Consider the following 8481-nt stretch of genomic DNA (forward strand, 5'->3'; position numbering starts at 1 on the left):
GCAGGGAGCAGTCACCGGCAGACGGTGCACTCCAGGGAGCGGAACCCGCGCACTCAACCGCGGAGATCCCCTACACCACACAGCGGGACGCCGTCCGGATGCGGGAGGCGAGTGTGCATACCTCACCGAGCTGGGACTGGACGAAGACGACCGGCCGCACCAGCAAGTACTGACACCAAGGTCACCCCCCCACGACCACCCATCAGCCGAATGGGCAACAGGGTTGCCCGACATGTCAAACGCAACGGCGTTGGGGGCGGAGGCTTATCGACGATCTTCATCGTCTCCAGGCTCACCGTCACGACCCTTTTGGGCAGATCGATGCCGTAGCACGGATCGTCGGACCAGGCTCAGTTCTCTTCGAAGCCGTTGTCCTCAAACTTCAGCTGGGCGGCGTTCTCCCGGACGGTGCGTACCTGCTGTTCGGTGAATCCTTCGGTGGTGGTCGCGGTGATCTCGATGCGGACTTCGAGCTGGACGCCGTCGGTCGCCTCAAGGTGCGCGAGGACTTCCTGCTGGATGTCGGCGAAGTCGGCGGCAGGGCGGTTGGGATTGAGGGTCTTGACGCCCCAGAACCTGTGCACGACCGTCCTGGCCGGGGGCTGCGGAGGCTGAGGACCGGGCCCCGGGGGAAGAGTGACGGAGCCGGAGCTGGACCTGGGGTGCGGGATGCCTCCTCCACCGCCGTTGCCGCTCTCCTGCGGCGTGACCGGTTCGGTCGGCTGGTTGTCGATGGCTCGGACGCGCTGCTCGACCGCTCGTGCCGGCTGGATCAGGAGCGTTTCATCGGTGACGGGGGTGGGGTCGGGCTCGTCGCCGTGGATGCACAGGTTCCGGTACTCGCCGGTGGCCTCGTCGTAGCCGTCGGCGAGAGCGAAGGCGTCCTGCTGCCACAGGAGGACTTCAGCGGCGCCGAGTACGGCCTGCTCGAGCACCTGCCGGTTGGGCAGGCGCTTGAGGCAGGGGTACTGGGTGTACCAGGACCACAGGTCCCCGAAGCGCACGTGGCCCCTGTTCCAGGCGTTGGCCAGGGGACCGTCGAGAGCCATGCGGACGAGCGCGGTCCCGAGCGTGGGGGTGATCCAGCCCTTGGCCTTGAGGGCCGCGGTGACGCGCTCGGCGAGGGAACCGTCGTCCTTGGCGATCCGGGTGAAGGAGGTGGTCGGCTTCTGGCCGGGCACCTCGGTCGGGACCAGTGCCGCGGTGAAGGCGGCGCGGACGCGGTCGTCGACGGCCGCGTCCAACTGGTGGGCGCGGGTGGTGGCCTGCCTGCGCTGCTGCGGGCTGAGTTCGCCGGTGCCCCGTGCTCCGCGGTGTCATCGGCCAATCGGCTGCCTTCTTCCGTCTCAGGGGCCGCAGCCGAGGAGTTCGCGTCGTACTGTCCGGGCGCCAGGCGTCTTCATGCCCGCCAAGGTAACAGCGCCGTACGGCGGCGAATCGGGCAACTCCGTGCAGCGGTGGCCGGTCCGAACGACACCCCCTGGCATCGCTGCCCGGTCCGCGACGGCTGGAGCGGAGCGCGTGGTACGGAAGACGAACAGGCGGCCGGTTACGACCACAATATGATCAGCAAGTGGGAGGGCAGCGTCCGTGTGACGTTCGTCAGAGTGGGTGCGCTCATCGTCACTGCCCAAGCGGCGCAGCGTAGTTACTCAGGTACGACCTTGTGGTCATCCTTCTGAGAAGCTGGGCCGTGAGGCTGATGCAGCGCCTGTCTGCACGCCAATCGGAGGCAATCAAGTGACTCTCGCCAGCAATCGACCCGCGCTACCGCGAACGGGCCTCTTTTTCGTGGCCGCACTTCAACTCGGCATCGTGACCGCCATCCTGCTCGGCCTCTTCGGTCAGATCGTCATCATCCCCGGGATAGCGGCGGATGCCGTTGACCGTCACCCCCCATATGGTCCGTACTCCGTGCCCTACGTGACGGCGGGGATCATCGGGGTCGCCTGTGTGCAAGTCGCGCTTGCCGCGGTCTTTATGCTGCTCGACCTGGTGCGGCACGATGCGATCTTCACATCCCGGGCTTTCCGGTGGATCGACATCCTGATCGGCTCTTCGGTCTCGGCGGCCGTTCTGGCATTCGCCGTGGCCGGTCATGTGCTCTTCGGCGGCATCCCCTTCCCTCAGGAGGGCATGGAGGACTTCAGCGTTCTTGGTGCCGCATTCGCAGGCGTCAGCATGGGCGTGGCATCGGCGATGCTGTTCGTCATTCTCCGAGGTCTGTTGCGCAAGGTCGCCGACCTCAAGCCCCCGGCCACCGGCATGGGTTGAGGGTGGCGTCCTACGTATGGAGACGGGCGGACGGGCCTGGGCGCCTTGTTGGGCATCCCGTTGCCCGCCGGGCCGGGAAGCAACCACCCAGCCACGCCTACCCGCTGGAGATCACCGACCAGATCCGCGTGTTTCGTGGTGATTACGCCGTAATCACCACCGCCTCGGTCCGTGCCAGGGACGCGATGCGACCGGTGATGGTTCTGCGGGTACGTCCGTGCTGACGCCCGGTTCGTCGCCGTCCGCGTATCCCCCTTTCGACGACCCGATGTCGCTGCGACGACCGTCCGGAACACGACGACGCACAGTGGCTGTACCAGGCGTCGGCGAGCACGGCGCGAACAAGACCCGATGGGCCGAGGGGGACGACAGGTCGGTCGTCGCGGCCCGCCCGGTGGCGAGCGCGCGGCTCGGCAGAGCCCGACGGTCAGAAGACACTCCATGCGCGCAGCCGGCGGCCGATGAGGCCGACGCCCAGGGTGCCGGCGGCCGCCTCCCGCACCAGGGCGACCGCCTCCTTGGGCGGATAGTCGAGCCGGCACCCGTTCAGGGACAGGAACGCCTCGGTGGAGTGCCAGGCGAACGCCTCGTTGGGCGTTGTCATGTTGTCGGGTGTGTGAGCGTCCGACGGTGTGTCGAGGTGTGGTGGGGCCGGGTTCCGGGCCGGTGCTCAGGCCGTGGCAGGTCGGTCCGTGACGCCGGTGATCTGCTCCCAGACGGTGAAGCGGACGGTCATTTCGGCTCGGTAGTGAGGTGCGGGCATCAGGTGGCGACGAGGCCGGAAGTGGGATGAGATGCCACTGAACGCGGACAGGAACCTCTGCGCCCCGCCCACGGAGGGGAAGCCCTTCATAACCCGGCGGCGCTGTAGGAGCGGAGCTTGTCGGTGACGATCACCCTCGGCACTGCCCGGGTCTTCGTCATCAGCCTGCGGAGGAACCGTCTGGCCGCGGCCTTGTCGCGGCGGTTCTGCACGAGGATGTCGAGGACGTTGCCGTCCCGGTCCACAGCCCGCCCCAGATACTTCTGCTCACCGTTGATCTTGATGAAGACTTCGTCGAGATGCCATGTGCCGCCGGGCCGGGGACGCCTGCGGCGCAGCCCGTTCGCGTAGGCCTGCCCGAACTTCCGACACCACCGTCGCACGGTCCCGTACGAGACGATCACGCCGCGCTCGAGCATCAGTTCCTCGACCTCGCGGTAGGACAACGGGAAGCGGAAGTACAGCCACACGCAGTGGGAGATGACCTCGACCGGGTACCGATGGCCCTTGTACGACGGCGACGCGTCCCCCACGAACAGCCCCCTCCAGCATGATCAATCCGGAGATCATCCCACCCGGTCAGCCAACGTGACAGCACCGGCGGGATACGGGCCCTGACCGCCCTCCGCGCCGCCCGCGCCGCAGTACGCGAATCGCTGGAGGCGGGCCTGCGACGCCTGAAAACCGATCGAGTGGACCTGTTGCGGGCCCACGCTCCCGACTACGCGACTCCTATCGAGGAAATCAAGCGGTGTCTTCTGCGGGTGTGCGCCCCTGGTCACCCGCGCTTCCGGTCGCCGCACACCGCCCGGTCCAGCAGGCGGACCGCGGCCTCCGCCTGCTCGAGGAAGCGCTTCTCGTCACCGAAGCGCGTGGTGAAGACAGCGGCCGCGGCCGACACCCGGCCGTCGGGCGTGACGGCGGTCTCGGAGGCGGTGCCGAAGGACGTGCCGCCGTGGTACCAGATCCCGCCCCCGCAGCCCTCGGCCGGGCGCCAGGCGAGGCCGAGCCCGTAGCGGGTCCTGCCGTCGGTGGCGTAGCCGGGCGCCGGGACGGTGGTGCGCATCTGCTCCAGCTGCTCCGGCGGCAGCAGCCGGCCGCCCATCAGGGCGCGCAGGAAGGTGTTCATGTCGCGGGTGGTGCTGATGATGCCGCCGTCCGCGCCGCCGCCCACGGCCAGCGTGGTGTCGGTGAGGTCGTCCCGGCCGGGGAACTGCGTGTACCCGGCGGCCGTCGGCATCGGCACGTACGGCGAGGTGTCCGGTATCAGCGTGCGGCGCAGCCCCAGCGGTTCGATGATCCGGTCGTGCACCTCCTGCGCCCAGGGGTTGCCAGTGGCCTTCTCGATGACCATCCCGAGCAGCACGTAGTTGGTGTTGGAGTACGCCCACTGCGTCTCGGCGCCCGGATCGTCCGCGTCCGGCAGCCAGCCGGGGGCGCGCTCCATCGCCACGGCGACCTGCTCCTCGGGGGTCTGCGAGCGGAACCGCTGTGCGTGGAAGCGCTCGGGCGTCAGCTCCGCCGGGTCCTCGAAGGCGATGTCCGTGTAATTGGCCAGGCCGCTGGTGTGCTGGAGCAGGTTGCGCAGGGTGATGCGGCTGCCGTCGTTGCCGTTGCCGGCGACCACCCCGGGCAGCCACTGCTCGACGGTGTCGTCCAGGCTCAGCGTGCCCTCGCCGACGAGCTGGAGCGCGGCCACGGCCGTGAAGGTCTTGGTGTCGCTGCCGATGCGGTAGTAGGCGTCGAAGGGCACCCGGCCCCCGTCCTTCAGGCTCGCGGTGCCGGACCGGGCCTGCGTCTCGCGTCCGGCCGCGTCCCGGGCGAGCACCGTCAGCCCGGTGGCTCCCGTGTCCCGTACCGCGTCCGCGTCCCGCTGCAGCCGCGACCGCGCGTCCCCGCCGCCGGCGCCCGTGGCCTCGGCCGTGGTGCCCGGCCCGAGAAGCGATGCGGTCCCGATTGCGGCGACCCCGGCCACGGCCAGCCCCGCACGCCACCGTCCGGACCGGCCCCACCGCGCACTCTTCGTGATCTCCATGGCCGGAACGCTACGGGGGGCCGGCGCCGCGGACCATCCAGCTGGCTGCCCGGACGGGGGTGGTGCTGGCCCCCCTACCACCCGGCGGCTACCGCCCTCCTTGCCGCACCCCCTGCTGATTGTGCCGGTGAGAAGCAGCAACGCGTGATGGTGAGTTCTGAGAGGGCGTTTGACCTAGGCGGATTACCCTTTACGTCCTAGTGACCTGAGTCGGAGATTCGTCGTTGGTTTGGTATGAGTCGTCCGGGTCCGAAGATTCCGCCGTTGTCGCTGACCGATGCCCAGCGGGCCGCGCTGGAGGGCTGGGTCCGTCGTCGCACGACGGCCCAGGCTCTGGCCTTGCGGTCGCGGATCGTGCTGGAGTGCGCCGAGGGACACTCGATCATGGAGGTGTCCCGCCGGCTGCGGGTCACTCCGGACACGGTCCGCACCTGGCGGCGGCGCTTCCTCGACCGCGGTCTGGACGGACTGTCCGACGAGCCGCGGCCCGGCGTCCCCCGGAAAATCACCGATGCGGACGTCGAGCGGGTCATCGTCAAGACACTCGAGGAGAAGCCGAAGAACGCCACCCACTGGTCGACGAGGTCGATGGCGGCGGCCACCGGCATGTCCCAGTCGGCGATCTCGCGGATCTGGCGGGCGTTCGCCCTCGCGCCGCACCGCTCACAGACGTTCAAACTGTCCACCGACCCGTTGTTCATCGACAAGGTCCGCGACGTCGTCGGCCTGTATCTCGACCCGCCGGAGAAGGCCCTGGTCCTGTGCGTGGACGAGAAGTCCCAGATCCAGGTCCTGGACCGGTCCCAGCCGGTGCTGCCGATGCTGCCCGGCGTTCCCGAACGCCGCAGCCACGACTACGTCCGGGCCGGCACCACCACCCTGTTCGCCGCCCTGGAGGTCGCCACCGGCAAAGTGATCGGCTCTCTGCACCGCGGGCACCGGGCCGTGGAGTTCAAGAAGTTCCTGACCGGGCTGGACAGGGAGGTGCCCGCCGGGCTCGAGGTGCACCTGATCCTGGACAACTACGTCACCCACAAGACGCCCGCCGTCAAGCGGTGGCTGGTGGCACATCCGCGTTTCCGCCTGCACTTCACGCCGACGAGTGCGTCCTGGCTGAACCTGGTGGAGCGGTGGTTCGCCGAGCTCACGCAGAAAAGGCTCAGGCGCGGTGTCCACCGCTCCGTCCAGGCCCTCGAACGCGACATCCGTTCCTGGCTCGCCGGCTGGCACGAGCACCCCAGGCCGTTCGTCTGGACGAAGACCGCCGACGAGATCCTCGACAAAGTCGCCACCTACTGCCGACGAATCCCCGACTCAGGTCACTGGACCAGCCGCGTCTACGGACCCGGCGGCACGGCTCGGACAAGGCCGAGCACAGCGCCAACCAGCGCCGGCTGCTGCTCCTGCTGGACAGGCGCCAGCAGGTGTGACGCACCTGAATGCACTCGCGCAGGTGCCGCTGGCCATGCGGCTGTGGTGGGACGGCTACGTGCCCACCCGGCAGGCGCAGCGGGCGTGGGTGACATGGGTGGGACGTGGTCGGCGCAGCCAGGAGGTGACGCGTGAGGGCGCCGTGGGTCTGCTGGAGCAGGTCGGGCATCAGCTGGCCACGCCGACCGCGCGGGCCCGGTTCGTGCGGCTCATCACCGAGCTGGGCAATGGCAAGACGCTGACGGTGCGCGGGCGGGCCGAACTGCTGGACGCGGTGCGGGACGTGATGGAGCCCGAATCGGTGTTCGCAGCCACTGGCCTCGTCCGCGCCCTCGGACCCGCGGGGCGCCGATGACCGTCGACGCGGTCATGACCCAGGTCGAGGCCCTGCGCACGGCGCTGGACCGCACCTTGGACGGGACGGTGGACGACGCGCTGCTGGATCGGGCCCGGGCCGTCCACCGCGCTTCCACGGCCGACTACCTCGTCCAGCGCACCGGTCTCGCCGCCGATGCCGGACAGCTGGCCGACCTCTTTCGTGAACCTACGCTGCAGGAACAGTTCGACCAGGCCGGACGCCAGCTGCTGCTCGTCCTCGGCATGTACCTGCTCCACCGTCGGCCCCGAGCGCACCCGGTATGACGGCGGGCTGCGGTAGGCCACCCGGGGCTCGCTGCACTCTCCCCAGCCACCTCCCGCATCTCAGCCAGGCGGACCGGGTCACCAGCGCTACCAACCCGCCCACCACGGCCTGAACACAGGTCCTGGCCACGAGCCCACCACGCCTTGTTGCGCCATCGGACAGTCACGCACCCAACAACGTGACAACACCGATCGCCGGGATCTCGTACCGGTGCCGAGCGTGTCGGCACGCTATCTTCTGGACGCGCGCGAACGGCGTCTGATCTTCTTACCGGCATGACACGGTTTCTCCGACTGCGATTAGCCATCACGGCTGTGACCGCTTCCGCACTGCTAGGCGGCCTCGCCTATGCGGCCGGTGCCGTTACCGGCGAAGAGGGCTCCACAAGCGTCGCTGCCGCCCGGACGGGCAGCACCTCCTCATCCGGTTCCGGGCCGGAACTGCGCAGGACGCTGCGGGAACTCGAGGAATCCTATGCAGGGCGGATCGGTGCGGTAGGCATCGACCTGGGGACCGGCCGCACGGTCGGCTACCGGGCCGACGAGCGCTTTCCCTTCAACTCCATGTTCAAGGTGTTCGCCTGCGCGGCAGTGCTGCACGAAGCACGCACCAGCAGGCCGGGGCTGATGGACGAAGTCGTGCACTGGAAGCCCTCCGACATGACCGGCCTGACCGGGAACTCCCCCGAGACCACCGAGTACACCGACACGGGCATGACCCCGGCCCAGCTGTGCCGTGCCGGGATCACCAAGTCCGACGGTTTCGCGGGCAACATGCTGCTGGAGCAGATCGGCGGGCCGCGCGGGCTGACCGACTTCTTTCGCGCCATCGGCGACCGGGTGAGTCGCCTGGACCGGCCGGAACCCCGGCTGACCGAGTGGCAGCCTGGGGAGAAGCGCGACACCACTACTCCCGCGGCCGCCGCACGGACTTTCGCCGAGCTCACCACCGGCTCGATCCTCCACACCCGAGACCGGGCCCGGCTGGTCGGATGGCTGAAGGCGAGCCTCACCGGCGCCGACCGGATCAAGGCAGGCATTCCCCCGGACTGGACGGTCGGCAACAAGACCGGCACCGGCGGCGCGAGCAACCACGGCACCGCCAACGATCTGGCGATCGTCTGGCCGCCCGGATCGAACGCGCCGATCGTGCTGGCAGTGTTCACCAACCGTACCCTCGATGACACCCCGCACGACGACAAAGTGATCGCGGCCACCGCGACCGCGCTGGGGGGGGGGGGGGGGGGGGGGGGGGGGGGGGGGGGGGGGGGGGGGGGGGGGGGGGGAGGACGAAGGGGAGAAGGGGGGGGGGGAGGGGAGAAGAAACAGGAGCACC

General features: G+C 69.3%; 6 protein-coding genes and 4 pseudogenes. 6 read left to right on the plus strand and 4 right to left on the minus strand.

Features of this window, described 5'->3' with window-relative positions:
- Window positions 1-350 precede the first annotated feature (350 nt).
- Window positions 351-1244, minus strand: a complete 894-nt coding sequence (locus ACZ56B_RS31120) for a hypothetical protein (protein ID WP_468797880.1) — start codon at window positions 1242-1244, stop codon at window positions 351-353.
- A gap of 571 nt (window positions 1245-1815) precedes the next feature.
- Between ACZ56B_RS31120 and ACZ56B_RS31125 the strand changes: the two genes are divergently transcribed.
- Window positions 1816-2274 carry a DUF2975 domain-containing protein gene (locus ACZ56B_RS31125; protein WP_468797883.1) on the plus strand — a complete coding sequence of 153 codons (459 nt, stop codon included), beginning with the start codon at window positions 1816-1818 and terminating at the stop codon, window positions 2272-2274.
- A 427-nt stretch (window positions 2275-2701) separates the two neighbouring features.
- Here ACZ56B_RS31125 and ACZ56B_RS31130 read toward each other — a convergent pair.
- Both ACZ56B_RS31130 and ACZ56B_RS31135 read right to left on the minus strand, forming a co-directional pair.
- Window positions 2702-2866: pseudogene (locus ACZ56B_RS31130) on the minus strand (fic family toxin-antitoxin system, toxin component); the annotation flags it as partial.
- Window positions 2867-2944: 78 nt separating this feature from the next.
- Window positions 2945-3570 (minus strand): annotated as a pseudogene (locus ACZ56B_RS31135) (IS6 family transposase).
- An 81-nt stretch (window positions 3571-3651) separates the two neighbouring features.
- Here ACZ56B_RS31135 and ACZ56B_RS31140 point away from each other — a divergent pair.
- A pseudogene (locus ACZ56B_RS31140) lies at window positions 3652-3783 on the plus strand (aldo/keto reductase); the annotation flags it as partial.
- 32 nt (window positions 3784-3815) lie between these two features.
- Here ACZ56B_RS31140 and ACZ56B_RS31145 read toward each other — a convergent pair.
- Window positions 3816-5072 (minus strand): serine hydrolase domain-containing protein, encoded by a 1257-nt coding sequence (locus ACZ56B_RS31145; protein WP_468797886.1) that lies wholly within the window; start codon window positions 5070-5072, stop codon window positions 3816-3818.
- 234 nt (window positions 5073-5306) lie between these two features.
- Between ACZ56B_RS31145 and ACZ56B_RS31150 the strand changes: the two are divergent.
- The 4 genes and pseudogenes from ACZ56B_RS31150 to bla all read left to right on the plus strand — a co-directional run.
- Window positions 5307-6368: pseudogene (locus tag ACZ56B_RS31150) on the plus strand (IS630 family transposase); the annotation flags it as partial.
- 259 nt (window positions 6369-6627) lie between these two features.
- On the plus strand, window positions 6628-6858 hold the full coding sequence (locus tag ACZ56B_RS31155) for a hypothetical protein (protein ID WP_468797889.1): 231 nt from the start codon (window positions 6628-6630) through the stop codon (window positions 6856-6858).
- Entirely contained in the window at window positions 6855-7145 is a 291-nt protein-coding gene (locus tag ACZ56B_RS31160) for a hypothetical protein (RefSeq protein ID WP_468797892.1), read from the plus strand. Before ACZ56B_RS31155 ends, ACZ56B_RS31160 begins: the two co-directional genes overlap by 4 nt.
- A 315-nt stretch (window positions 7146-7460) precedes the next feature.
- A partial coding sequence (gene bla / locus ACZ56B_RS31165; RefSeq protein ID WP_468797895.1) for a class A beta-lactamase occupies window positions 7461-8481 on the plus strand: 1021 nt, incomplete at its 3' end.

This window comes from Streptomyces sp. NPDC034670 (assembly GCF_055574875.1).